Annotated in this window: 21 protein-coding genes and 1 pseudogene; 9 read left to right on the top strand and 13 right to left on the bottom strand. The window is 70.9% G+C overall.

Annotated features, from left to right (window positions below; translation table 11 throughout):
* Positions 1 to 748 precede the first annotated feature (748 nt).
* Complete coding sequence (locus AHOG_RS30570; protein WP_376700073.1) at positions 749 to 1,975, top strand: endonuclease; 1,227 nt, start codon at positions 749 to 751, stop codon at positions 1,973 to 1,975.
* Between the two features lie 125 nt (positions 1,976 to 2,100).
* On the opposite strand, the gene AHOG_RS19335 is transcribed toward AHOG_RS30570, so the two are convergent.
* From AHOG_RS19335 to AHOG_RS19295, 9 genes and pseudogenes are all read right to left on the bottom strand, one after another.
* On the bottom strand, positions 2,101 to 2,772 hold the full coding sequence (locus AHOG_RS19335) for a hypothetical protein (RefSeq protein WP_157736918.1): 672 nt from the start codon (positions 2,770 to 2,772) through the stop codon (positions 2,101 to 2,103).
* Between the two features lie 144 nt (positions 2,773 to 2,916).
* Positions 2,917 to 5,175 carry a hypothetical protein gene (locus tag AHOG_RS19330; protein ID WP_093942598.1) on the bottom strand — a complete coding sequence of 753 codons (2,259 nt, stop codon included), beginning with the start codon at positions 5,173 to 5,175 and terminating at the stop codon, positions 2,917 to 2,919.
* Positions 5,172 to 6,215 carry a hypothetical protein gene (locus AHOG_RS19325; RefSeq protein WP_093942597.1) on the bottom strand — a complete coding sequence of 348 codons (1,044 nt, stop codon included), beginning with the start codon at positions 6,213 to 6,215 and terminating at the stop codon, positions 5,172 to 5,174. The genes AHOG_RS19330 and AHOG_RS19325 overlap by 4 nt, the downstream gene beginning before the upstream one ends.
* 105 nt (positions 6,216 to 6,320) lie before the next feature.
* Positions 6,321 to 7,013 carry a Crp/Fnr family transcriptional regulator gene (locus AHOG_RS19320; protein ID WP_245856326.1) on the bottom strand — a complete coding sequence of 231 codons (693 nt, stop codon included), beginning with the start codon at positions 7,011 to 7,013 and terminating at the stop codon, positions 6,321 to 6,323.
* Positions 7,014 to 7,120: 107 nt separating this feature from the next.
* Positions 7,121 to 7,591, bottom strand: coding sequence for a hypothetical protein (locus AHOG_RS19315; RefSeq protein WP_093942596.1), 471 nt, complete (start codon positions 7,589 to 7,591; stop codon positions 7,121 to 7,123).
* 472 nt (positions 7,592 to 8,063) lie between these two features.
* Positions 8,064 to 8,516 (bottom strand): annotated as a pseudogene (gene rnhA, locus AHOG_RS19310) (ribonuclease HI); the annotation flags it as partial.
* A 254-nt stretch (positions 8,517 to 8,770) separates the two neighbouring features.
* Positions 8,771 to 9,481: a hypothetical protein gene (locus AHOG_RS19305; RefSeq protein ID WP_093942595.1), complete on the bottom strand. Its 711-nt coding sequence runs from the start codon at positions 9,479 to 9,481 to the stop codon at positions 8,771 to 8,773.
* Positions 9,482 to 10,026: 545 nt separating this feature from the next.
* Positions 10,027 to 10,704: an MBL fold metallo-hydrolase gene (locus AHOG_RS19300; protein WP_093942594.1), complete on the bottom strand. Its 678-nt coding sequence runs from the start codon at positions 10,702 to 10,704 to the stop codon at positions 10,027 to 10,029.
* Positions 10,705 to 10,817: 113 nt separating this feature from the next.
* Positions 10,818 to 11,612, bottom strand: coding sequence for a maleylpyruvate isomerase family mycothiol-dependent enzyme (locus AHOG_RS19295; protein ID WP_093942593.1), 795 nt, complete (start codon positions 11,610 to 11,612; stop codon positions 10,818 to 10,820).
* 379 nt (positions 11,613 to 11,991) lie between these two features.
* On the opposite strand from AHOG_RS19295, the gene uvrA reads away from it, so the two are divergent.
* Positions 11,992 to 14,844 (top strand): excinuclease ABC subunit UvrA, encoded by a 2,853-nt coding sequence (gene uvrA, locus AHOG_RS19290; RefSeq protein ID WP_093942592.1) that lies wholly within the window; start codon positions 11,992 to 11,994, stop codon positions 14,842 to 14,844.
* 8 nt (positions 14,845 to 14,852) lie between these two features.
* Here the strand turns inward: uvrA and AHOG_RS19285 are convergent, their stop codons facing one another.
* Positions 14,853 to 16,250 carry a S8/S53 family peptidase gene (locus AHOG_RS19285; protein WP_093942591.1) on the bottom strand — a complete coding sequence of 466 codons (1,398 nt, stop codon included), beginning with the start codon at positions 16,248 to 16,250 and terminating at the stop codon, positions 14,853 to 14,855.
* 584 nt (positions 16,251 to 16,834) lie between these two features.
* A complete protein-coding gene (locus AHOG_RS19280) occupies positions 16,835 to 17,200 on the bottom strand; it encodes a DUF1844 domain-containing protein (RefSeq protein WP_093942590.1) in 366 nt (121 codons plus the stop codon).
* A 296-nt stretch (positions 17,201 to 17,496) separates the two neighbouring features.
* Between AHOG_RS19280 and infC the strand changes: the two genes are divergently transcribed.
* From infC to pheT, 6 genes are all read left to right on the top strand, one after another.
* Positions 17,497 to 18,102: a translation initiation factor IF-3 gene (infC, locus tag AHOG_RS19275; RefSeq protein ID WP_245857032.1), complete on the top strand. Its 606-nt coding sequence runs from the start codon at positions 17,497 to 17,499 to the stop codon at positions 18,100 to 18,102.
* 111 nt (positions 18,103 to 18,213) lie between these two features.
* Positions 18,214 to 18,408, top strand: coding sequence for a 50S ribosomal protein L35 (gene rpmI / locus AHOG_RS19270; RefSeq protein ID WP_075744085.1), 195 nt, complete (start codon positions 18,214 to 18,216; stop codon positions 18,406 to 18,408).
* Between the two features lie 126 nt (positions 18,409 to 18,534).
* On the top strand, positions 18,535 to 18,915 hold the full coding sequence (gene rplT / locus AHOG_RS19265; protein WP_093942589.1) for a 50S ribosomal protein L20: 381 nt from the start codon (positions 18,535 to 18,537) through the stop codon (positions 18,913 to 18,915).
* Positions 18,912 to 19,766: a TrmH family RNA methyltransferase gene (locus AHOG_RS19260; protein ID WP_221438818.1), complete on the top strand. Its 855-nt coding sequence runs from the start codon at positions 18,912 to 18,914 to the stop codon at positions 19,764 to 19,766. The genes rplT and AHOG_RS19260 overlap by 4 nt, the downstream gene beginning before the upstream one ends.
* Positions 19,767 to 20,628: 862 nt before the next feature.
* Complete coding sequence (pheS, locus tag AHOG_RS19255; RefSeq protein ID WP_093942588.1) at positions 20,629 to 21,696, top strand: phenylalanine--tRNA ligase subunit alpha; 1,068 nt, start codon at positions 20,629 to 20,631, stop codon at positions 21,694 to 21,696.
* Positions 21,697 to 21,774: 78 nt separating this feature from the next.
* Positions 21,775 to 24,360: a phenylalanine--tRNA ligase subunit beta gene (pheT, locus tag AHOG_RS19250; protein WP_093942587.1), complete on the top strand. Its 2,586-nt coding sequence runs from the start codon at positions 21,775 to 21,777 to the stop codon at positions 24,358 to 24,360.
* Between the two features lie 104 nt (positions 24,361 to 24,464).
* On the opposite strand, the gene AHOG_RS19245 is transcribed toward pheT, so the two are convergent.
* Positions 24,465 to 24,695, bottom strand: coding sequence for a hypothetical protein (locus AHOG_RS19245; RefSeq protein WP_093942586.1), 231 nt, complete (start codon positions 24,693 to 24,695; stop codon positions 24,465 to 24,467).
* A 264-nt stretch (positions 24,696 to 24,959) separates the two neighbouring features.
* A complete protein-coding gene (locus AHOG_RS19240; protein ID WP_093942585.1) occupies positions 24,960 to 25,202 on the bottom strand; it encodes a hypothetical protein in 243 nt (80 codons plus the stop codon).
* A gap of 82 nt (positions 25,203 to 25,284) precedes the next feature.
* On the opposite strand from AHOG_RS19240, the gene AHOG_RS19235 reads away from it, so the two are divergent.
* The gene (locus tag AHOG_RS19235) at positions 25,285 to 25,827 is read left to right on the top strand and encodes an SgcJ/EcaC family oxidoreductase (protein WP_093942584.1); all 543 of its coding nucleotides are present in this window, start codon (positions 25,285 to 25,287) and stop codon (positions 25,825 to 25,827) included.
* Positions 25,828 to 25,886 lie beyond the last annotated feature (59 nt).

Genomic DNA, 25,886 nt, shown 5'->3' with positions numbered 1-25,886 from the left:
CTCAGGTGAGAATGCCTGCTCCCAGGTATACCCGAGAGTCGACAGGGTACAAAGGGGCAACTCCCGGGGTACGAAAGGGAAAGAGCGTCCGACGGCGAGGTCGGCGCCCGTCTCGGCCGGGCTCCTCGCTCAGGTGAGGCCGAGGTGAGTCCCCGCGAGTCCACAATGGTCGGTGATCTGCGACACGCCGCGTGCGCGGGCGGTAGGACGGCGTGGCGTCGAGCGTGAGCGGTCTCGTCGTCCCGGTGCGGCCGCCTGTCCGCGCACCCGTGTCCGGCGTCCGCTCCAGCCGAGTCCGCGTGGTGTCCCTCGGGCGCTCCGGTATTCGGTCATGCCGGATTTCGGGCCGTCTTCTGGGAATACGCTGGACAGATCGGGATCGCGGCCGCGGAAAAAGCCGTCAGTCTATTGCCGTGGGTTTCGCCGGCTATCTCGGGTCGATCTCGCGGGGCGGCGGGAGCACCTCTCCCGGGAGGCCGCGACACGCGGTGTGGACCCGCCGCCACGACGGCAGGTCGCGCGGCGGCCCGCCTGTCGAGGACGGCGACCGGCGGGGCGGGGAGCGAGAGCCCGCCGCACGGCGCGTCGCCCCGTCCCCGGTCGGAGGTCGGCACATCCGTTCGGCGGACACTGTGGACTCGGCAGGCGCGGCGAGTGGGATCGCCGTCACCGTGCCGACATCGAAACGCCGCTCAAACTTCACTGACGGGTGGTCATTTTCTGACAGCCTTCCCAGAGTTGCCACTGAGTGGTCACGCTGCGTCGCCAACAGGGCGTCGCGCGTTCTGGGGAGAGGACAAGCGTCGTGCAAGCTAACCGTGTCAACAGATGGCGGTCCTTAGCCGCGCTGGTCGGCGTCGTGACCGCGGTGGTGGCACTCCAGGTGCCCGGTGCCGCGGTCGCCGCCGACCAGCTCACCGTCGCCGAGGCCATCGCCCGGCAGGGCGGGACCGGCACCGTGCGTGGGCATGTGGTGGGACAGCCGACGGCGACCACGACGGTGGTGCGTTCCGGGTTCCCCTCCGACTACGCGCTCGCCCTCGCCGACTCGGCCGCCGAGACCGACCCGTCCGAGATGCTGTACGTGCAGATCACCGCGTCGTTCCGTGCGGAATTCGGCCTACGGACCAATCCGGACCTGCTCGGGACCAGGCTCGACGTGACCGGTCCGCTGCGCAGTTACTTCGCGCACCCAGGCCTGACCTCCCCGACCGCCTTCTCGCCAGTCGGCGACACCGAGCCCCCGACCGAGCCCCCGACCGAGCCGCCCACCGACCCCGGCGACTACGACGAGACGTACTACCGCTCGGCGCTCGGCCTCACCGGCGACGCGCTGAAGGACGAGCTGCACGAGATCATCAGCACCAACGCCACGTTGTCCTACAGTCAGGTCTGGGACGCGCTCAAGAAGACCGACGAGGACCCGGCGAACTCCGCCAACGTGATCCTGTTCTACAGCGGGCGCTCGCAGAGCAAGAACTCCAACGGCGGCGGCGTCGGCCAGTGGAACCGAGAACACGTGTGGGCCAAGTCTCACGGCGACTTCGGCACGGCCACCGGCCCCGGCACCGACATCCATCACCTGCGCCCCACCGACGTGCAGGTGAACTCCGCGCGCGGCAACAAGGACTTCGACAACGGCGGCTCGCCCGTGCCGGGAGCACCGGGCAACCTCACCGACCACGACTCCTGGGAGCCGCGCGACGATGTCAAGGGCGACGTCGCCCGGATGATCTTCTACATGGCCGTGCGCTACGAGGGCGGCGACGGCTTCGCGGACCTCGAGCTCAACGACGCCGTGTCCAACGGCTCGCGGCCCTACATGGGCCGCACCTCGGTGCTGCTCGACTGGAACGCCGAGGACCCGCCCGACGCCTTCGAGCAGCGGCGAAACCAGGTCGTCTACGACGACTTCCAGGGCAACCGCAACCCGTTCATCGACCACCCCGAGTGGGCCGACGCGATCTGGAACTGAGCGGGCGCCCACCAGCGGAGGCGACGCCGTCTGTGACCGCGTCCCGAGTGTCGCGGGAGGCCGGTCCACGCAGTGAGAAGCGCCGCGGCACGAGCCGAGCGCGGGCACAGACGGCGGTCGTCCGATCAGTCCTCGGTCACCGGTAGGGCATCGAGTCGGGCACAGAGATCGTCGCGATGGTAGCCGGCGAAGATCCGCCGCAGAGTGCTCCGTACGTGGAAGCCGATGTCGGGCCCCGCCGTCTGGACGAGCTCGTCGACGAGACCACCCGCCGTCTCGGCGACCTCCGGTCGGGCAGGAGTGACGAGCTCGGACACCTGCTGGAAGGCCTTCGCCACCTCGGCGAGCTCCTTCGGCTGATCCTGATGCCCCGCATACCACCACGCCGTCGCCTGGAGCGGGTCGGTGATCAACGTGCGCATCCGGCTCTCTCTGCTTCGACGCTCCGCCTCCTCCCACTCGCCGACGGCCGCCCTCCGCCGGGCCTGCTGCCGACCGGCCACCGCGGCGAGGAGGTCCGGGTCCACCTCGATCTCGGCACAGAATCCCCAGGCTTCGACGCCGGTGTCGGCGACCCGCAGGGCCTGCGCCAATCCGATGTCCAGCTCACCACGCAGTCGTTGCGCCTCGGTGAGGCTGCGTCTCCTGCTGATCTCCTCCGCCCGGCTGCTGAGGCCCGCCAGCGCGACGGCCTGCGGATTCGCAGGTCGGACGCCGATCGCGGCCACGGTGAAGCCCACGGTGAGCGTCACCTGGAAGTCGAAGTGCGGATCGCAGCTCGGAAGTGAGATCGGCACGTTTCGCGGCGTCGGTCCGGGGTTCGCCGACGGCGATCCGGCCTGGTGGTCCCCGAGAAACGAGTGACGGGGATACCGGCTTCGCAGCCACATGTTCTCTTCGCCATCCTTGTCATCGACAGTTCTGTCCGGGTGCGCGGTCCGTCAGACGTGCACGGGGTCGATCTCGTCCAGCCGAGTCCAGACCTGTTGGATGATCGCGTTGATCGGATCCTCCTCGACGAAGCCCGGATCGAGCGGGATGCCCGCCACCCGGCTCGCCCACTGCAGTCGAGCGATGCGATGCGGGTCGCGTTCGGTCGCGGCGACGAGTGTCTCCACCGCGTCACGGCCGACCGAGGTCGTCGATCGGGCGCCGTAGCGCAGCCAGGCACCGACGATCCGACGGCTCGGGAGCAACGACATCTCGCCCAGCGCACGGCTCCAGAACTCGCGGACGCCCTCTCCCGTGATGGTGTGGGGATCGGCGTCGAGTAGCCGCTCGATGCTCTCCGCCAGCAGTTCCATGCGATCGGCCGACGGCCGGTCGAGCCAACCCTCGACATAGCGGAGGAAGGTCGGCAGTCCGGACTCGCGTCCGATGCGGACCATCGCGTCCGTTGCGTGCCGCCGCACCAGCGGTTCCGCGGCCGTCGCGAGATGCTTGATCCGGGTGAGCGCCACGCGGGGGAAGTCCGAGCCGATCTCACCGCAGACGATCGCCACCAGCAGCTGAACGTCCGGCGAGGAGGACCGCGACCAGTCCCAGAGCCTCTCGCGCACCGCCCTGCCGAGATTCGGGTCGACAGCGGTCCTGGTCAGCAGGCGGACCGCGATGGACCGCCGTGTCTGGTCCTGTCGTCGGTCGAGGATCGTGGTCTGCTGCCCGGCAGCCCAGCCCTGGGCCAACGCGGTGATCAGCTCGACTCCCGCCTCGGCCGCGAGGTCGGCCGCCCGGTCGGCGAGACGTTCCAGTTCGGCCTGTCCGAGATCCTCGATCTCGACCGGAAGACGCTGCAACCACTCCTGGACGGGGCTCCGCAGCATCGGATGCTCCTTCCAGAAATAGGTGAGCACCGACGAGCCCAGCCGCGGGGTGGTGAAGGTCCTCGTGCGCGGATCGAAGAGCTTCGTGCCCAGCCGGTGCAAGGTCGCGGTCACGCCCGGTCGGAGCAGCGGATCGGGCTCCCGCACCTGGGTCTTCAACACGGTCAGCATCTGATCCGACGCCGTGAGGATGCGATCGGCGGCCGCGCCCTCGAACAGCCCGCAGGCCAGCAGCAGGCCGACGGCCTCCTTGTCGTCCTTGCTCTGCAACTCGGTGATCGCCTTGCGGAGTTCCTCGGCGAGGACGTCGGTCGGGTCGGCCAGCCGCGCCGCGATGTCCTCCGGCGACGTGTAGCCGGCGCGACGCGCCTCGGACACCGCCTCGGCGATCTCCTTCGCCTCGGGCGGCCATGCCTGGTCCAGACGTTCCAGCAGACCTGCCTCGGTCGACAGAGTGTGCGAGTCCTCGACCAGCTCCACATGGCGGTCGAAGACCAGCGCTCCGGACGGTCGGGACAGCAGGTGCACCCGGCCGGGGAAACGTTCCTCGAAGGGGCGCCGCTGTTCGACGGGCAGGATGACCACGAGGAAGCTGCGATGCGGCTTCAGCTGGTCGCCGAATTCGACGAGGTTGTTCCGGACTTCGTGCACGTCCTCGGCCGAGCCCTCCCGCAGGTCGAGGATGACCACCGCCGGGGTGTCGGCGTCGAGGATCAGACCGGCGTCGAGCCGGAAGCCGCGGTCGAGGATCTCCTGACGGACGATGAGGCGAGCGTTCTCGGTCTCGCGAAGTCGCTGCGCCAGCCGGAGCGCGGCCGTGAACTGTCCGCCGCTCTTCACCTGCGCGCTGAGCAGGACCAGCCGCCAGTCGGCGAGGATCTCGAAGGCGGACGGCTGATCGGAGGCGTCGAGTAGCCCGGCCGGTGCCACGAAGCGGTCCGCCAGGGAGGCGAGCGCCTCCGGGTCCCATCGTCCGCTTCGGGTTCGGTTGCGTGGGCGGGCGATCTCGGCAGGTTGCGAATCAGGCCCGTAGACGTGGAAGTGCTGCGACTGGTCGAGGTTGCCGCCTGCGGTCGCGTTCCCGTCGCCCGCCACGCCGACGAACCCGACACGGCCCGGTGGCTCGCTGTGATGCGTCGCCTCGGCGGGACGCGACGCCGCGGGTTCCACCGGGGCGGGCGCCGTATGCGGTGTCGACGACTGTCGGTCGCTGTCCGCCGCCGAGGAACCGTCACTCCCGGTCGGCGGCGTCGTGAGCACCGGCTGCCCCGGATAGTCGGAGACGGCAGGGGAGGCCGGCTCGGGTTCGGCCGCGGTGGCGTCGTCGAGCATCCCGAAGAAGTCGACATCCCGGTTCGGCTCGCCGAAGCCCGTCACGAGTCCGCTCCGGACTCGTTCGGGAGGCCGCCTCGCCGCCCGCTGTGACTGCCGAAGTTCCCGTCGGCGCCGATGTGGAAGGTCCCGGAGAAGTCCTGCCTGCCGGTCGACTGATCCAGGTCGCCCCCTGCGACGGCGTTGTTGTTGCCGCTGACGGTGACCCCGGACGGACCGGAGCCCATGGTGATCGACTGATCGGCGATGTGCCCCACATCGCGGCTCTGCGCGACCAGCCCGCGGTGCCCGCTGTTCGACGCGTTCGTGTTGTTCGTGCCGGCGGCCTGCGGCGGCTCGCCCATGGTGCCCGTGGTCGCGGGCTGGAGCGGAGCGACCGGCGGCGGCGTGGACCGGTCGGCGTCGGCATCATTGTGCGGCCGAGCGAGCAGGCCGGCGGCGAGGAGTTCTCCGGAGAGCACCGGCACCCGGAGATGGCCGACGCACTCGAAGCCCTTGGCCTCGACCGTGAGCGCCGTCCGGACGAACTCCGTGGGCTTGCGAACGGTGTGGCCAGCGCGGATGAGCTGCTCCATCACGGCATCGGAGACCACGGTGGCCAGAAACGTCACCTGCGGATCGGAGCGGTCCAACAACGCCCGGACCTCGGCCGCACCGACCATCCGATGCGTGTCGATCATGACCTTGCCGTTGGGCGAGTCGACGAACATCGGGTTGAACGGGGGCATCGGCCCGAGATGCAGGCTTGCCCGCATCCGCAGCGTGATTCCGTCGGCCCGCAGCCGCGGAGCCCGCACCCGCAGCTCGCCCTGGAGGGCGTCCATGAGTCGGTCGACGGCCAGCGGGAGAAGCCGCAGCTCGAAGGCGTAACAGAGGCCGTCGCCCCGTGTCGCCCGGACCGGAGGGTTCCGCAGCAGGCGCTCCGCGCCTCCCCTTCGCGCGGCTTCCTCGAGGATCTCCGGGATCAGGTTCGTCAGCCTGGTCTGCTGGACGTCGTCGTGTGCGCTGAATCCATGGGTGTCGATCACCATGATGCCGTGGTGAACACCGGTGAACTCGCCGTCGTCGGTGTGCTGACTGGTCACGAGTCGTCCTCTCGCATCGGTCTGGTGACTCGATGCTTCCCGAGATGATCAGGCCGCACTGTCCAGAACTGGACACAGCTGACGAACACACCGAGAATCCGATGCTCAGCGCGCGCCTGCCGTCAGTCCGGCCGTGTCCAGGACCTCGATGCGTCCCCGGCCCTGGCGGATGACGCCTGCGTCTCGCCATGCCGCCAGGGTCGGTGTGATCGCGCTGCGGACCAGACCGAGCGCGGTGGCGATCTCCTCCTGCGACATCGGGACCACGTTCGGCGAACGATGGTCCGGCCCCGCGGCGTCGATGACGACTCGTAGGAGCCACGCGAGTCGCTCCGCGACGCTGCCGTGGGCGAGCCGCCAGGCGTGGGCGCTGCTCTGCCGAATCTTCCCCACGATGTAGCGGTCCGACGCGGACTCCAGGCGGAGCCGGCGGAGCAGGTCGCCGAACCGGCGCGGCGGAATCCGGGAGAGGATGCACGGCTCGATCGTCCGCACCGTCGCCGAACGAGGACCGCCGTCTCGGACGGCGAACTCGCCGATCAGGTCGCCGGGTCCACGTATCGCGACCAGCAGTTCCCTGCCGTCGGGGGCGGCATAGGTGACCTTCACCCGTCCCGCCACGGAGAGCAGCACCCAACCGCCCGGCTCGCCCTGACTGAGGAGCCGGTGGCCGGGTGGGCAGACGACACGGGCGCCGTCCTGGACCATGGTCGTCCACGCGGACCGGTCGACGAGATCCCGGAAGGTCGGCAATCGGTGCGGCCCGTCACCATCGTGCACGACGTCGTTCTTACGCAACCGCCGACTGTTCCGGTGTCCCTCCGTGAAGAACCACCTGAAGGGTGGTATCGAGCCGCGGATGCCCGCAGGCCGGTGTCGTCACCTCGCCGACACCACCGCCGCCGTCAGTCGCTCGCGGCGCTGACGGTCACGTCCGCCGGGGCGTCACAGGGGAATCGCCAGACCTGCCCCGAGGTGCTGGTCGCGGTGAGGAACCGCCCGTCGAGGGCCACCGAGGAGAACGGGTCGGAGTGACGCGACACCGCCAGCCATTCCAGGGTGTCCCTGCCGTCGGCGCTGGTGAGCGCCACCCAGCCGACACTGCCGTGCGCGGCCGACTCGCCGGCCGCCGCGCGTCGTCGGCCGTGGGTGCACGACGCCAGCATGACGTCCACGTCCAGCCAGTCCATCGGCGTCCACGTCTCGGCACGCAGGGTCTCCCACCAGCGGAACCGGACCGGCTCCACGAAGCGCTCGAACTCCATGGCCGAGAGGCTGCCGTCGGCGAACATGATGAAGTCGCCGTCGGGCGCCTGGCGCGCGTGCCAACGCTGCTGCACCTGGGCGGGAGTCGAGATCCGGTGTGACGCTGCCATCCGCCCATTCTGCGACAGGACGCCGACGAGTCGGGCCGGCCGGTCCCGCCCGGTCCGGCCGCTTCGCCGCCGCGCAGGCCTGCGTCGGGGCTCGTGGGAACCCGCCGTGTCGACGACTCCGGCGGCGAGGCGGCCGCTGGACGCGATCGAGGGCTTCGGCCACTCAGGCGGCTCAGAACAGGCCCGACGCCACGTCCTCGGTCCTGGCATGACGTTCGCACCGTCCTCCGCCCGTCGCGACGGCGCACGGCTTTCCGCCCTTGGTGATCGCACCGCACCGCACGGCGGGATCGTGCACATGACACAGGCCGGACGGGCGCGCCACGGTCGGACAGTCCTTACCGGACCGGGTGAGTGCCTGACAGCGTGCCTTCGGCTCCGCGTCGGTACGGGCGGCTCCCCGAGTCTTCGCAGCCGGCTTCGCGACCGAGGGCACGGCAGGCGGGCGGGCGTCCTGTCCTACCGCGATTCCGCGCGCCTCCCGGACACCCTGGACGGCGAGCCGATCTGCTCGCTCGTTGTCGGGGTGCCCCGCGTGTCCCTTCACCCAGTGCCACTCGACTCGATGCCTGGCGGTCGCCGCGTCCAGCTCACGCCAGAGGTCGGCGTTCTTGACCGGCTCTCTGGCGCTGGTCTGCCACCCGTTGCTCTTCCACCGGTGCACCCACTGGGTGACGCCGTTCTTGACATAGGTGCTGTCGGTGTACAGCCGCACCACGGCCGGACGGGTCAGGCTCTCCAACGCCCGCAGTGGTGCCGTCAGCTCCATCCGATTGTTCGTCGTCACGGCGGACTCGCTGCCGTACAGCTCCCGCTCGTGTCTGCCGTACCGCAGCACGGCGCCCCAGCCGCCCGGACCGGGGTTCGGGCTGCATGCCCCGTCGGTGTAGATCTCGACGATCTGCTCGGCGTCCTCACTCGGCATCGGCCGACGATAGCGGGGCGCGGGACGCCGCCGAACCGCCGCCGACGGTGTCGGAACCGGCCGTCGACCGCGGGCGACGGCGACACGGTCGAGAAGGTCCCGGCGTCCCCGGCCGCGGCGTCGTCGAGTCGTGCTCCACGAAGCCTGCTCACGGCCCTGCGCGTCGGCCCCTGCCGGACATCGTGGTCGCCAGGCCGTCCAGCGCCTCGGGTGCTCGCACCTCGGCCGCCATCCGGACCGGGCCCTGTCGCGACTCAGGGTCGGGGCAGCTCCGCGGCCACGTCGGCCGCCGCCTGGAGGAGCGCCGCGTCGACCCGGCCGCCCACCGCCTCGGTCTCGGCGATGGTCACCGTCGTACCGAGGGATCGGGACCGATAGTGATCGGCCGAGAACGAGACGTCGGCCATGTCCAGCAGTCCCGCACCCAATGGTCGGATGTCACCGGAGCCGTGGACGTCGATGACGCCGGTGAACTCCCGGGCGCTGCCGCGCTCGGAGAACTCGACCCAGGCCACCGAGACGAGGATGGTGCCGCCCACACCGTCGAGGGCGAACAGCATGCGATCCAGCGATCGACACGGCGTGTGCAGGAGGAACGTCCGCACCTGGCCGAAGGCGGCGCCGACGCAGTCCGACTCCCGCCGCGCCGCCTGCCTTCTCACGCGTGTCCCCAGCCGCTTCCATGCGTCGCCCGCGTCACCTCTGCGTGCCGAGCCCTTGGCCTGATTCGTGCGAACGCGCAGCGACCCGCTCAGCGACGACCCGCCCGATGAGCCGGAACCGCCCGTGACACCCGTTCCGCCGAGCGTGCCCGTACCGCTCAGCACGGCGCCGCCCCCACCGCCGAGGGTCACGCCGCCTGCCGCGGCGGTGCCCAGCGCCATCACACAGGCGGCCGTCACCACGCCGCTCATCCGGCTGCCCTTGTCGGAGCCGCCGCCCGGCCCGCCGATCCTGCGATTCATTCCGCTCCTCGTCACCGCGCCGACACCGGCCGTGGAGTTAACGAGAGGACACCGCGGAGCGTGACGGTTTCAGGCAGGTTCGATCTTGGCGGACTGCGGACTGCGGACTGCGGACTGCGGACTGCGGACTGCGGCCTCGGCGCGCCCTCGTCGAGGAGACGGCCGATGCGGCGGCCTCTGGCAGGCCGGCCGATGCCCCGTCCGGCGACGGACCGCAACCCGCCCTGTCCGCCTGATGCCGCCGGCTCAGTGCCCCGTCGAGACACCTGCCCTCGGCGTCGTTCGACGTCGTGGCGAACCCGTGCCCCCGGGTTCAGGGGTCTGGTGGGTGGACGACCGACGACGGGCTCAGCATGCGATGACGTACGTCGACGTCGAGCACCTCGCGGTCTCCGTGGACGTCGGGTGCCGCAGGCATCCGCCGCGCCGCGCCCAGAGCCCCCGCCGTCGGACCAGCCGAGCGTCGTCACGACGACGAGACCGCACATCCGATCGAGGAGCGCCGGACGATCGCGGCCGGCGACGGTCCGGCGGCATGCGCCGGTTCACCAGCCTCGACTTCGCCATTCCCCCAGGTGCGGACGCTCCGCGCCGAGCGTGGTGTCGTCGCCGTGACCCGGATACACCCAGGTGTCGTCCGGCAGGACGTCGAAGATCCGTGTCTCCAGGTCGTCCATCAGGCTCGTGAAGTCCTCGGGGCTCGTCGTCCGTCCCGGTCCGCCGGGGAACAGCGAGTCGCCGGTGAACAGGTGCGCCGAGCCCTGCGGGTCGCGGTACAGCAGCGCGATCGAGCCGGGTGTGTGTCCTCGCAGGTGGATCACCTCGAGCTCGGAGCGCCCGACCTCCAGCGTGTGCCCGTTCTCCAACAGGAAGTCCAGCGGGACCGGCAGCGCCTCGGCATCGGCCGGGTGCGCGGCGAGATTGGTCCCGTAGGCGCCTGCCACCGCGCCCAACGCCTGCCAGTGATCGGGATGGCCGTGGGTGGTGACGATGGTGCGCAGGCGCGGCCTGTCGTCCTCGTGGCCCAGGAGGTCCGAGAGACGCTCAGGGTCGGCGGCGGCGTCGATGAGCACGGCATCGCCGCTGCGTGGGCAGTGCAGCACGTAGGCGTTGTTGTCCATCGGCCCGACCGACACCTTGGTGATGGTCAGCTCGGCGAGTTCACGACGCACGGCCGGGCCGCCGGGTTCGACATGACCGGTGTACTCCTGTGACACGTCCACGGACCGAGCCTAGAACCACGGCCCGTGGACGCCCGCACCGGCCGCCCGTCGGACCGCCGCGGGGTGGATGGGCTGGTGGGGATCACTCTGGTGGGGCGCCGGTCGCCGCCTCGTCAGTCCCATTCCGGCAGCGCGGGCAGCGTGCCGAGCAGTTCGGCTCCGTCGCCGCGGCCGATGAGCCAGCCGAGCACGGGCTTCGCCTTCCCGCGCACCGCGGGCGGGCCGTCGTCGGTGGCCGAGCCGATGAAGAAGGTGCGCTCGGTGCCGTCCGCGAACTCGACCCGCAGCCCGAATCGGGGCGCGTCATCCCTCGACCGGTATCGGGTGATGACGTCGACCAGCATCAACTCGATCTGGTCGTCGGGAATGTCGTCGATACCCGGTCCGACGTCGAGATCGACGAGGTGGATCCACACCTCTCGCTGCCTGATCCAGGGGATCTCGTCGGCCTGGAACGTCCGGCCGCGCCCGACGACCTGGGCGGCCCAGGCGGACTCGTCCAGGCCCGCGGCGGCCGCGTCGAAGCGTTCCGTCGCCGCGCGTACGTCCTCGCCGAGGAGTCGTGCGGGGCGGTCCACGCCCTCCTCGATGTCGGCGTTGCGATCGGCCGCGCTCTGATACATCGGATGCTCGACGTCGGTACGAGCCCAGGTGAGCAGGTTGACCAGGCCGTCCGCGTTCCGTGCCAGGTGGGTCAGCACGTGCGCCCTGGACCAGCCCGGCAACAGACTGGGCCCGGACACGACCGTGTCATCCAGGCTCTCCACCACCTCCAGCAACGCCCGGTTGGCCACCTCCAGTGCTCGCAGGCCCGCCGCGGCACTGGCCGCGGCACCGCCGACGCTGGTCCGGGGCGCCACCAGGCTCTCTTCGAGAGGCTGTGGATGGGACAGGTGGAGTTCTGCCATGACTGCTTCTCTCCCCGACTTCAGGGGACGTGCCTTGCACTTCCAGCGTAGGCCTGTTTCGACCGACGTAGGAAGCACCCGATCGGGGACTTGCCCACTACTTCGTGTGGCTCTCGTTGCAGAGAGTCGCGAATCTTATCGCTGGTGTGAGGCTAGGCACTCTCAGGCAGCCTCAGTGCTCGACGGACAGTCACGAAGACCCGTTCCTGTCAGAGGGCGGACCTAGCATGGAGTCTGGCCTGCGCCCGCTCGGTTGCGCGACTCGCCGAGCGCGATGCCCCAGGTCTGCGGCGGGTGCGCCACCCTGTCGCACGGAATTCTCGACCGACTCGGGCCGATGACCTCTCGCTCGGGCACGTGATCAGTTGAAGGGACCACAGTGTCAGACCGCCTCGTCGTTCGCGGCGCTCGCGAGCACAACCTCCGCGGTGTCGACCTGGACCTGCCCAGGGACAGCCTCGTCGTGTTCACCGGACTGTCCGGCTCCGGAAAGTCGAGCCTCGCCTTCGACACCATCTTCGCGGAGGGCCAGCGTCGCTACGTGGAGTCGCTGTCCGCCTACGCACGGCAGTTCCTCGGGCAGATGGACAAGCCCGACGTCGACTTCATCGAAGGCCTCTCGCCCGCGGTGTCGATCGACCAGAAGTCGACCAACCGCAACCCCCGCTCCACGGTCGGCACCATCACCGAGGTCTACGACTACCTGCGGCTGCTCTACGCACGCGCAGGCAAGCCGCACTGCCCGACGTGCGGCCACGCCATCAGCAGGCAGACCCCGCAGCAGATCGTCGACCAGGTGCTCGAGCTCCCGGAGAGCACCCGATTCCAGGTGCTCGCCCCCGTCGTGCGCGGCCGTAAGGGCGAGTACGTCGACCTCTTCGCCGAACTGCCCACTCAGGGCTACTCCCGAGTGCGCGTCGACGGCGTGGTCCACTCCCTCACCGACCCGCCCAAGCTCAAGAAGCAGGAGAAGCACGACATCGAGGTCGTGATCGACCGGCTCGCCGTGAAGGCCTCGGCGAAGCAGCGACTCACCGACTCCGTCGAGACGGCGCTGCGGCTGGCCGACGGCCTCGTCGTGCTCGATTTCGTCGACCTCCCCGAGCACGACACCGGCCGAGAGCGCCGGTTCTCCGAACGGATGGCCTGTCCCAACGGGCACTCGCTGGCCGTCGACGACCTCGAACCTCGATCGTTCTCCTTCAACTCGCCCTACGGCGCCTGCCCCGAGTGCACCGGGCTCGGCGTCCGCAAGGAGGTCGACCCCGAACTCGTGGTGCCGGACGACGAGCTGTCCCTCGCCGAGGGAGCCATCGCGCCCTGGGCATCCGGCCAGACCGCCGACTACTTCACCCGACTCCTGGAGTCGCTGGCGGAGAAGGTCGGGTTCCAGATGGACATGCCGTGGCGGGGCCTGCCCGCCCGCGTGCAGAAGGCCGTGCTGCACGGCGTCGACGAGAAGGTGCACGTCCGCTACAGCAACCGCTACGGACGCGAGCGGTCGTACTACGCCGCGTTCGAAGGCGTGATCCCCTTCCTGGAGCGCAGGCAGGAGCAGACCGAGTCCGAGTTCATGCGGGACAAGTACGAGGGCTACATGCGGGAGGTGCCCTGCCCGGCCTGTCAGGGCACCCGGCTCAAGCCGGAGATCCTGGCCGTCACGCTGGCGCACCGCGACCAGGGCGACAAGTCCATCGCCGAGGTCTGCGCGATGAGCGTCGCGGAGTGCGCCCGCTTCCTCGAAGGTCTTGCCCTGGGCGAACGCGAGGAGATGATCGCGGGCCGCGTCCTCAAGGAGGTGGCCGCTCGGCTGGGCTTCCTGCTGGACGTCGGCCTGGACTACCTGTCCCTCGACCGCGCGGCGGGCACGCTCTCCGGCGGGGAGGCGCAGCGGATCAGGCTGGCCACGCAGATCGGCTCCGGTCTGGTGGGCGTGCTCTACGTGCTGGACGAGCCCTCCATCGGACTGCATCAGCGGGACAACCACCGGCTGATCGAGACGCTGAGCAGGCTTCGCGACCTGGGCAACACCCTGATCGTCGTCGAACACGACGAGGACACCATCCGCGCCGCGGACTGGGTGGTCGACATCGGGCCCGGCGCGGGCGAGCACGGCGGGACGGTCGTGCACAGCGGCTCCTACCAGGAACTGCTGGCCAACGAGAAGTCGATGACGGGGTCGTACCTGGCGGGCCGCCGGACCATCCCGGTACCGGACGGCAGGCGCAAGATCGACCGCAGGCGGCGGCTCACCGTCGTCGGCGCGCGCGAGCACAACCTGCGCGGCATCGACGTGTCCTTCCCGCTGGGCGCCCTGGTCTCCGTCACCGGCGTGTCGGGGTCCGGGAAGTCGACGCTGGTCAACGACATCCTCGCCCGCGTGCTGGCCAACAAGCTCAACGGGGCACGGCAGGTGCCGGGCAGGCACACCAGGGTGACCGGGCTCGACCACGTCGACAAGCTCGTGCAGGTGGACCAGTCGCCCATCGGCCGCACGCCTCGGTCGAACCCCGCGACCTACACCGGCGTGTTCGACCACGTCAGGAAACTGTTCGCCGCGACGACCGAGGCGAAGGTGCGCGGCTACCAGCCGGGCCGGTTCTCCTTCAACATCAAGGGCGGCCGCTGCGAGGCCTGCGCCGGCGACGGCACGATCAAGATCGAGATGAACTTCCTGCCCGACGTCTACGTTCCCTGCGAGATCTGCCGAGGCGCCCGGTACAACCGGGAGACGCTGGAGGTTCACTACAAGGGCAAGACCATCGCCGACGTCCTGGACATGCCGATCGAGGAGGCGGCGACGTTCTTCGAGCCGATCACCGCGATCCACCGGCACCTCAAGACACTGGTGGACGTCGGCCTCGGCTACGTCCGGCTCGGCCAGCCCGCGCCGACGCTCTCCGGCGGCGAGGCACAGCGGGTCAAGCTGGCCACCGAACTCCAGAAGCGGTCGACCGGTCGCACCGTCTACGTGCTCGACGAGCCGACCACCGGGCTGCACTTCGAGGACATCCGCAAGCTGCTCGGCGTGATCAACGGACTCGTCGCCAAGGGCAACACGGTGATCGTGATCGAGCACAACCTCGACGTCATCAAGACGTCGGACTGGGTGATCGACATGGGGCCGGAAGGGGGTTCGGGCGGCGGCACCGTGGTCGCCGAGGGCACACCGGAGCAGGTACGGGCCGACGAGGCCAGCCACACCGGCCGCTTCCTGGCTCAGGTGCTCTGATCGACGTCTCACCGGGCTCGCGACGGGTCGAGCCCGGTGAGACCCGCACCGTCGTGCGGGGAGCGCGGCCGGGGCCATGCCAGGACGATCAGCGCGGCACAGCCGAGAAGCAGCAGCCCGGTCGACACGGCAGGCGGGAGCCCGGGAGCCGCCGGGAGACCGAGATCGCCGAGGCGAACGGCGTCCGGGGCGTCCAGCGGAGTGGCGTAGGCCCGACTCATCTCGATTCCCCGCATCGTCTCCTCGAAGCGCGGCGCGGTCCCGGAGTGCGGCGCGGTCTGGAGGTACGCCGGGATCGCGGCGCCGACGACCCCGAGACAGCACAGCATCGGCAGGGCGTCGCCCGGCGGGTTCCGTCGCCGAGACTCGGCTCGCGCGACCCCGAGGGCGGCCGCCGCGAGCAGGACCGTGCCCAGCAGGATCAACGGCCATTCACCCGGCAGGCCGCCGAACGTCGCGCTCGACGGTGACCCGGCGGACAGCAGGCCGGCCGAGCCCAGCAGAACGAGCAGCGCCGAGGCGAGGAGCACGGTCCGCCGCCCGAAGCCGGGTAGCAGGCAGACCACCGCCCCCACGCCCGTCGCCGCGACCAGGAGGATCACCCAGCCGGCCGGAGTGCCGAACCGGAGCGTCGACGCCCAGACCGAGACGAGGGCGATCAGCGGCAGCCAGACCGCCAGGCGTGCGACCAGCCCGCGAAGGCGAACCGACGTCGGAGCGGGCTGCCCGTCGGGCTCCGCGCGTGCGCTCGGCGTGGCCCGCGTCTCTCGCGTCGGGGCGGCCGCACCCGTCGTGTCCCCGCCTGCCGTCGCCTCGGCGGGCGGTTCTGCGCCGGTCGGCTCGTACGATGGTTCGGCGTCCGCTCCGGGGGAGCGCCGGGTGTCGCGCCACGCCCAGGCCGCACAGGCGAGCAGTACGACCGGCACGGTCAACGAGACCAGTGGCGTCCGCGCGGGCAGCCACGCGGAGGCACCGCCGAACCCGATCGCCATCAGGGCGACGACCAGCAGGATCGCCCCCGGCCACGAGGCTCGGTCCAGGATCGGCGACCACGTGGAGCGCAGCGCGGCGCCGAACACCAGGCACGCCCCGAAGGCCGTCGACACCGAGGCGACGACGGTCGACGCGGCGGGTGTCGCCGAGTACAGGTCGACAGCGGGCGCGGCGACCAGCGGCGCGGGCAGGACGGCGAGCGCGCCCACGAGCAGGGCGTCGGCTCCGGAACGGAACCTCATCGAGGTGGCCAGCCCGGCCGTGCCTGCGAACAGCACGATCAGCTGCGCGATGGTCAGACTCCCTCGGGGCAGACCGAGGCCGAAACCCGGCGGCAGTGGCAGTGCGCCCGACAGGGTGGCCGAGGCGACCAGCAGCACACCGGCAGTGGCAGCCCAGGTCAGCAGAGTCACTCGGAGGAGGCTGGAATCTCGGCCGTTGCGGGGCGTGGTTCTCGACACGTGACGGAGGGTAGCGACGAACTCCGACGATCACGCCGGCGCGGCGTCGGCCGTGTCGACCCGGTTCGCGGCCCTGCCTGCGGGGACGGATTCCGACGAGGGCCGGGCGGCGGGGGCTCGGGCGCGCACCGGCTGCGGCGGAAGCCCCACCCGTGGGGAGACCACCGGGCGAGGACCACCGCGGCGAAAGGCGCTTCGGAAAAGGCCCCGCGGCGAAAGCCGCTGCGGGGAGGATCGCTGCGCGGAAGACCGATCGACTGCGAGATTCCTCGCCGTCCGTCTCACGGTGTCGTCGCGCCGAGCACGTCGCCCACCGCCGCCGAACCGGGACGAGGTCGCCGTCGAACGGGCGTGCCGCCGCAGCGGGGACGATCCGGCCTCAGCCGACCCGCCCGGCCTCCAGAGCCGAGCCCCGCCGTGTGCACGCCTCCGCGCCGTGCCGCCGTGCCGGCCGCGGCCGGGGCCCGAGGACGCGGCCGGTTCCGGCAGGCGGGGCCGATGTCAGAAGACGGGCGAGCTCACAAGACGGGCCGGTGTCAGTAGACCGGGCCGGTGTACTTCTCGCCGGGGCCCTGCCCGGGGGCGTCGGGATGTGCGGAGCCCTCGCGGAAGGCACGCTGGAGGGTCTGCAGGCCGTCACGCAGCGGTCCGGCGTGCGGGCCGAGGTATTCGGCGGAGGAGGTCACCAGTCCGGCGAGCGCGGTGATCAGGCGTCGTGCCTCGTCCAGATCGCGATGCGGGCTCGTAGCCGGGTCGGCCTCTGCCAGGCCGAGGCGCTCCGCCGCGGCCGACATCAGCATGACGGCCGCGCGGCTGATCACCTCGACACTGGGCACCTCGGCGAGTTCCCGAACCTCGTCCGCTCCCGCCCCGGCCGTCGAAGCCTGGTCCTGCCCGTCCACTGGTCGCCGCTCGTTCACGGCTGGTACCCTTGCACGAGCGACCAGCCTTCGCGTCAGCGGGGGCGGCAAGTGGAGCCCCGCTCCCACCCGAGTCGCCGCCTCAGGCGGCCGGGTCCGGTCTCGACGCCGACCAGGTCGGCGTCGGTCTGTCGTCGATCGGCGCGTACGACGCCGAACCGAACGGACAGGGTACGACGATCTCGTCGTACGGATCGGTCGGATACGGGCCCCGATCGCCTTCACCGGCGGCGGGGCCTTCGTCATCCGAAGGGTGCTCCGCGTGCCGTGGCGCAAGTCTGAACGTCACGAACCTAGGAGGCCCCATCAGCGCCGAGACGCGCATCAACGACCGTATCCGCGTACCGGAGGTCCGGCTCGTCGGACCCAACGGCGAGCAGGTGGGGATCGTCCGCATCGAGGACGCGCTCCGACTCGCCCAGGAAGCGGATCTGGACCTCGTCGAGGTCGCACCGCAGGCCCGGCCGCCGGTCTGCAAGCTCATGGACTACGGCAAGTTCAAGTACGAGAGCGCGCAGAAGGCTCGCGAGTCCCGCCGTAACCAGCAGCTCACGGTCATCAAGGAACAGAAGCTCCGGCCGAAGATCGACTCGCACGACTACGCGACGAAGCGCGGCCATGTGGTCCGCTTCCTCGAACACGGGAACAAGGTCAAGGTGACCATCATGTTCCGTGGTCGTGAGCAGTCCCGACCGGAACTCGGCTACCGCCTGCTCGAGCGACTGGCCAACGACGTGGCCGAGCTGGGCTTCGTGGAGGCGTCGCCGAAGCAGGACGGCCGAAACATGATCATGGTGCTTGCCCCGCACAAGAAGCAGCCGCCGAGGGGCAGGTCCGGCGACGGCGTCGACGCCGACGAGACGGTCGCCGAAGGCGGCGAGTAGTCGGTCACGTGGCCGTGGGACGGGCCGTCATACACGGCCCTCCCACGCCGTGCGACAGCCTGCCGTCGATCACGGCGGCGAACAGGACGAAGAAGAGACGAAGGACAGGACATGCCGAAGCAGAAGACGCACAGCGGCGCCTCCAAGCGGTTCCGGGTGACCGGCACCGGCAAGATCCGCCGCGAGCGGTGCGGCCACCGGCACTACCTGGAGCGCAAGGAGAGCAGGCTCGCCCGCCGTCTGGAGGGCACCGTCGAGGTGTCCCCCAACGACGCGCCCCGCATCAAGCGGATGCTCGGACGCTGACGCCTGCGGCGCCGACGGCGAACGCGGGGGTCGACTCGACCTCGCGCCGCGGCCGGAGAGCCGTCACCTTTACCCACCATCGGGGCACCAGCACTCCTCGCCCCTAGAGATTGACAGGACGGAACCGTGGCACGCGTCAAGCGAGCTGTGAACGCCCACAAGAAGCGCCGTGCGATCCTCGAGCAGGCCAGCGGCTACCGCGGGCAGCGCTCCCGGCTGTACCGCAAGGCCAAGGAGCAGATGCTCCACTCGCTCACCTACTCCTACCGGGACCGCCGGGCGCGCAAGGGTGACTTCCGCAAGCTGTGGATCACCCGCATCAACGCCGCGGCCCGGATCAACGGAATCAGCTACAGCAGGCTGATCCAGGGTCTGCGGCTCGCCGAGATCGAGGTCGACCGCAAGATCCTCGCGGAGCTGGCGGTGAACGACCCGGAGACGTTCGCGGTCCTCGCCGAGGCCGCCAAGGCGGCGCTGCCCGCGGAGGACCAGGAGAACCTGGCCTGAGTGCGGACCAACGCATCGCACGACCCGGGGCGGTTCCGGCTCCCTTCACGGAGCGGACCCCTCGGGTCGCTGCCGCGCGTCGACTGACGAGCCGCACCGGTCGTGAGCGGGCGGCACGATTCCTCGCCGAGGGTTCCCAAGCCGTGCGTGAGGCGCTCGACTGGGCGGAACGCGACGCCGGTCGCGTCTTCGAGCTGTTCGCCACGCCTGAGGCGGCCGAACGGCATGCCGAGGTGTGGCAGCGGGCCGGCGCCGCGGGAGTTCCCACCAGTCTGATCACGGAGAAGGCCGCCGCGGGGCTCTCCGAGACCGTCACCCCGCAGGGACTCGTCGCGGTCTGCGGTCTCGTCGACGTGCCGTTGACGACCGCGTTGGCGGGCAGCCCACGACTGGTCGCGGTGCTGGTCGAGATCGCCGATCCGGGCAACGCGGGCACGGTGCTGCGGGTGGCCGACGCCGCGGGCGCCGACGCGGTGATCTTCGCGGGGGCGGCCGTCGATCCGCACAACGGCAAATGCGTCCGGACCACCACCGGCAGCCTGTTCCACCTCCCGGTGGCCAGGGAGCGCGACGTCGACGTGGTCGTCGCGGCCTGCCGCGACGCGGGCCTTCGCCTGGTCGCCGCCGACGGCCGAGCCGACCAGGATCTCGACGCGGCGGACCGTGCGGGCGATCTCGTCGCACCGACCGCCTGGCTGTTCGGCAGCGAGGCCCACGGGCTGTCCTCGGAGGTGCGGGCGGGCGCCGACACGGCGTTGGCGGTCCCGCTTCACGGCCGGGCCGAGAGCCTCAATCTCGCCACCGCCGCCGCGGTCTGCCTGTACGCCACGGCCAGGGCGCAGCGAGCCTGAGCCGCGGCGCGACGGCGGTTCGTTCCGCTCGCGGTCGCACCCCCACGACGGCGCGACGCCGAGGGCGCCGGTCGGTCTGTGCAGCGACCAGCCGCGTTCGCTGATCGGCCGCGTCGGTTCGCGATGCCGCTCGGGATGGTCTTCTCGACACTCGGTCGGTGTCGCCGCGCCCGGTTCGACAGGGGGAGCTCGGCAAGGAGAGCAGAGTTCAGAGGCCGGCCCCGTGATCGGCGGCCTGCGGCTCGCGGAACTCCTGCGGAGCCGCTCGCCGGGCTGCGGGTCGGGGCGGGCGTTCCCACGCGGCGGCGCAGGCCGCGATGTCCACCGCGACGGATCGCACGGTCGGCCCCGGTCGGGCACACGCTGGGACGGTCGCGTTTCGAGATCGCCTGCTGCCCGCCGCCGGGACAGGGATGCCGCGGGGCCCGATCGGCGGTCGCGTCGGAGGCGCCGCAGCCGTATGCCTGCCGCCCCTGCCCGGCGTGAACGGCTCCGAGCCGCGGTCCGGGTCACCGCACCGCGTGCCGAGTCGGTCGCGGCTCGCGGGCCTCGGGTGGGGCGTTTTACCAGGTCTCGGACCGATACGAAGCCGACGCCGGGCGCTCCGGGTGTTCGCGTGGTCGCCTGTGGTGACGAGATGGCCTGCCGTCGGGCCCGATGATGTCGAGGTTCGCCCGGCGACGTCGTCCGGCGGCCCGGTGTGCCCGCCTCCGGCCCTTTCCTCCGCCGGACTGCTTCGACGCAGGCGGCAAACAGGGTGCGAACAGGTCGGGCTCGTCGGCTAAAATCTGGCCGCTGCCTGCGGCATCGACGTCGCGGGAGGAGATCAGCCGTCTGGCAACCCTGGGGAGTACCCGCGCTCATGTCCGGAGTCAATGACAGCTACGACCCGAAGGAGGTCGCGGCGCTCGCGCCGGAGACCCTGAACCTCGCGGTCGATGCGGCCCGCGAAGCCTTCGAGAAGGCCGTCGACCTGGACGAGCTCGGCGCCGTGAAGCCCGCCCACCTCGGTGATCGATCGCCGCTGCTGCTGGCGCGAAGGGAGATCGGTGCGCTGCCGCCCGCCGCCCGCTCGGAGGCGGGCAAGCGGGTCAACGAGGCGCGCACCGCGATCGACGCAGCGTTCGAGAGCCGCCGTCAGGCGCTGCTCGTCGAGCGGGACGAGCGGGTGCTGCGGGAGGAGACCGTCGACGTCACTCTGCCCGTCGACCGGCACGCCGCAGGCGCTCGGCACCCGCTGACCGTCCTGTCCGAACGGGTCGCCGACGTCTTCCTGGCGATGGGCTACGAGATCGCCGAAGGCCCGGAGCTGGAAGCCGAGTGGTTCAACTTCGATGCGTTGAACCTCGGCAAGGACCACCCGGCGCGGTCCATGCAGGACACGTTCCACGTCGCGCCCGCCGACTCGGGTCTGGTGCTGCGAACCCAGACCTCGCCGATGCAGATCAGGACGCTGCTGTCCCGCGATCTTCCGGTGTACGCGGTCGGTCCCGGCCGTACCTTCCGCACCGACGAGCTCGACGCGACGCACACCCCGGTGTTCCACCAGACCGAGGGGATCGCGGTGGACAAGGGCCTGACGATGGCCCATCTCAAGGGCACCTTGGACGCCTTCGCGCGTGCGATGTTCGGCGAGGGCGCGCGCACGCGGCTGCGGCCCTCGTTCTTCCCGTTCACCGAGCCCTCCGCCGAGGTCGACGTCTGGTTCGAGGAGCGCAAGGGCGGCGCGGGCTGGGTCGAGTGGGGCGGCTGCGGCATGGTCAACCCCAATGTCCTGCGCGCCTGCGGTGTCGACCCGGAGGTCTACTCCGGGTTCGCGTTCGGCATGGGGCTGGAGCGCACCCTGCAGTTCCGCAACGGGATTCCGGACATGCGTGACATGGTCGAGGGCGACGTCCGCTTCACCCTGCCCTTCGGCGTCCAGGCGTGAGCCGACGCCAGCGTCTCGGCATGGTTCGCCCAGACGGAGCAACCCGGACGACCCGGTCGACAAGAGAGGCCTGAGCTAGTGCGTATCCCGGTTTCCTGGCTGATCCAGCACCTGGTGGAGCCGCCAGAGGACATCACACCGGAGCAGTTGGCTGAGGCGTTCGTGCGGATCGGCCTCGAGGTCGAGTCCGTCGACACCCTCGGCCCGGTCAGCGGCCCCCTGGTCATCGGCAGGGTCGTCGAGATCGAGGAGCTGACCGAGTTCAAGAAGCCGATCCGCTTCTGTCGGGTGGAGGTCGGCAGACTGGGCGACTCCGCGCCGGAGACCGGCGACGGCGAGAACGCCGAGGACGCCGACCGGCCGTTCGAGGGCGACCCGAATCCGGTGGTCCGCGAGGCGACCGGCGAGCCCGACATCCGGGGGATCGTCTGCGGTGCCCGCAACTTCGTCGAGGGCGACCTGGTGGTCGTGGCGCTGCCCGGTGCGGTGCTGCCCGGCGACTTCGTCATCAGCGCGCGCAAGACCTACGGTCGGGTCAGCGACGGGATGATCTGCTCCGCCAAGGAGTTGAACCTCGGCGACGATCACGCGGGCATCCTCGTGCTGCCCTCCGGCACCGCCGCTCCGGGCGCCGACGCCGCCCGGCACCTGGAGCTGGACGACTCGGTCATCGAACTGGCGATCACGCCGGACCGCGGCTACTGCTTCTCGGTGCGCGGGCTGGCCAGGGAGATCGCCTGCGCGCTCGACCTGTCCTTCCGCGATCCCGCCGTGCTCGAGCTGCACGAGTCCGACGGCGACGCCTGGCCGGTGCGGATCGAGGATGAGCAGGCCTGTTCTCGCTTCGTCTTCCGCCGGGTCACCGGCGTCGATCCGACGGCACCCACCCCGTGGTGGATGCGGCGCCGACTGATGCTCTCGGGCATCCGATCGATCTCGCTCGCCGTCGACCTCACCAACTACATCATGTTGGAGGTCGGTCAGCCGCTCCACGCCTACGACGCGGCGAAGGTGCGCGGCACCGTGGTGGTCCGCAAGGCGGTCGCGGGCGAGAAGCTGGCGACCCTCGACGGTCAGACCAGGACCCTGGACCCCGACGACATCGTCATCTGCGACGACACCGGGCCCATCGGTCTGGCGGGCGTCATGGGCGGTGCGCAGACGGAGATCGGCGCGAAGAGCACCGACGTCCTCATCGAGGCCGCCTCCTTCGACTCCGCGAACGTGGGGCGGATGGTGCGCAGGCACAAGCTGCCGAGCGAGGCGGCCAAGCGTTTCGAGCGGGTCGTCGACCCGGCCCTGCCTGCCGTCGCGGCGGAGCGCACCGCGAAGGCGCTGGCGCACTACGCGGAGGGCAGCCTGCACCGCGGCCTGACCGACGTCGGACATCCGCAGGTGCCCGCGCCGGTGACGATGCCGTTGGCGCTGCCCGACGAGGTCGCCGGTGTGCGGTACGAGCGTGGTGTGACGGCGCGGCGACTCCAGCAGATCGGCTGCCGGGTGGAGGTCGGCACCACCTCGGAGGGGACCGCTGTCGTCAAGGCCACCCCGCCGACCTGGCGTGCCGACCTCGTCCAGCCCGCGGATCTCGTCGAGGAGGTCCTGCGGCTCGAGGGCTACCACACGATTCCCTCCGTCCTGCCCTCCGTGCCCGCCGGCCGGGGACTGACGGACGCCCAGCGCCGTAGGCGCGCCGTGTCCAGGGCGATCGCGGCCGCCGGGTACGTCGAGGTGCTGCCGTTCCCGTTCGCCGGCAAGGCCGACTGGGACGCGCTCGACCTGCCCGCCGACGATCCGCGCAGGCGCACCATGCGACTGGCCAATCCGCTGGAGGCCGACCGCGGCGAGATGGTCACGACCCTGCTGCCCGGCCTGCTCGACGCCGTGGTGCGCAATGTGGCACGAGGACATCGGGACGTGGCGCTGTTCCACATCGGACAGGTCGTGCGGCCCGACGAGCAGCTGGCGCCGATGCCGGAGGTGGCTGTCACTCGACGGCCGTCCGACGACGAGATCGCCGCGCTGTTCGCCGCGCTGCCCGCGCAGCCGGTGCATGTGGCGGCGGTGCTCGCGGGCAGGCGTGAACTGTCCGGCTGGTGGGGGCCGGGCCGGGCCGCGGACTGGTCGGACGTGGTGTCGCTCGCCCTGCTCGTCGCGGAGACCGCCGGGGTGGAGATGCAGGTCGCCGCGGGTGATCTCGCGCCGTGGCATCCCGGGCGCTGCGCCGTGTTCACCGTGGACGGCCAGGTGATCGGGCACGCAGGGGAGCTGCATCCCAAGGTCGTCGAGGCGCTGGGACTGCCCAAGCGGGCGTGCGCGCTGGAGTTGAACCTCGACGCGCTGCCGCTGACCGACCCCAGGCCGTCGCCGAAGATCTCGGCGTACCCCCCGGTGCTGTTGGACCTGGCCCTGGTGGTGGACGCCGAGGTGCCCGCGGCCGAGGTGACCGAGGCGGTGCGGGCAGGCGCCGGTGACCTGATCGAGGACGTCCGGCTCTTCGACGTCTACGCCGGAGAGCAGGTCGGCGAGGGCAGGCGGTCGCTGACCTTCTCGCTGCGGTTCCGCGCCGTCGACCGCACGCTGACGGTCGAGGAGGCCACCGCGGGTCGCGACGCCGCCGTGGCCGCGGCGGCGGAGCGAGTCGGCGCCGAGCTCCGGTCCTGAGCGGGTCACCGCCGGGCAGGCGAGACGGTCTGCCCGGCGGTCTCCTCCGCGGCGGCGCGGCGGACGGTCCGTGACGCGGCGCTAGACGTTCAACGAGTCGAACGTCAGGGGCGCCACTCCCAGTCCGACGAGCAGGCTGACGCCGACGGCCGCCGGCCCACCCCGGAGCGCGGCGCCGCGGGACTCGACCCGATGCCGATGAAGGCCAGGATCAGGAACCAGGCACGCAGGTCGTTGACGAGGCCGATCACGTAGCCTGCCGCCGTGGACTGGTGGCAGGGGGCGATGATCGAGCGCGGATGAAGCCGAGCACGAATTTCGGGAGTCGCTGCCATGACGCGGCGACGCCCGGCCGGGGCGCCTCGGCATTCCGTCCGAACTTGACGGTGAAGTAGGCGTCGACGCCACCGTGACCACGCGCATCAGGCGTTCTGTCGGGGTTCGCTCATCGCGGCACCAGCCCGACCGGGATGACGTCGCGAAGCGTCGGCGCCGGAAGAAGCAGGCCGAGACGGTCGCGGCCCGGTCCTCGTGATCTACCGTGAATCCTCGGGGAGTCGGCCGGCGGGCATGCGCCTCCGGCGCGTCGTCCGCACCATTCATGTCATTCCTCCGCCGAACAGCGTGGAGTGCGGGGTGCGGCTGCTGTCGAATCCGGCGACTGCACAGAACGGTGCCGCGTCGACCAGGTCGTGGGATTCATGCCGATGCGAACGGCTGAGATTCAGAATGGCGTCGACGGGCGTCCGGATGCTCCGACGACGGACGACGGGGCCCGGAGATTCGCGGCGATCTCGTCGAATCGAAGTGGCGGTCGGCGAGTTCGTGAGCGCGGCGGTCATCGTGGGTCCTCCGGGATGGATCATGGTTCTTCTCGGGGAATCTCCGGAGGCGGGTCCGATGCGGAGCTGCTGAACTAGTCGTATGAGGACGTTGACCCGGAGAGTTCCGCCGTCGAGCATCGACGGTGTCGCACGCGACGACGAGGAGCAGATCGGTGCTCTGCTGGCCGAGGCCGCCGATGCCTGGACACGCGGCGATGCGGCGGGTTTCGTGGCCGTCTTCGCCCCGGACAGCGATTTCGTCGGCAACGACGGTGTGCTGCGGCGGGGAAGACTGGCGAATCAACGGTGGCATTCGAGACTGTTGTCCGGCGTGTTCCGGGGCAGCAGGCTCGTCCTCGAATGCGAATCCCTTCGGTTCCTGAACACCGAGGTGGCGCTTGCCCACACGCTGTCGTCCATCGTCTTTCCCTGGCGGAGCGAGCCCAGCCCTCGGACGTCGTCTCGCGGCACCTGGGTGCTGATCCGACAGGACGGCCGATGGCTGGTGAGCGCCGTGCAGCACTCCCGGCTGCGTCCGACGGGCGGCTCGGGCGTCGCCCGCCTGTCGTCCACGGTGGTGAGCCTGCGTGGGAGGCTGACGCGACGTCCTGGGCGCCGTTCGCGTTCGGGCCGAGCGGTCTGAGCCGCGGCCTCGCGGCCGGTCAGCCCGAGAATCGTCACCGTCGCCGTCACGCGGCACTC

It is taken from the genome of Actinoalloteichus hoggarensis (genome assembly GCF_002234535.1).
Lineage (GTDB): Bacteria > Actinomycetota > Actinomycetes > Mycobacteriales > Pseudonocardiaceae > Actinoalloteichus_A > Actinoalloteichus_A hoggarensis.
The sequence above is the reverse complement of the archived record's forward strand: the minus strand, read 5'-3'. Positions and strand labels throughout refer to the sequence as shown.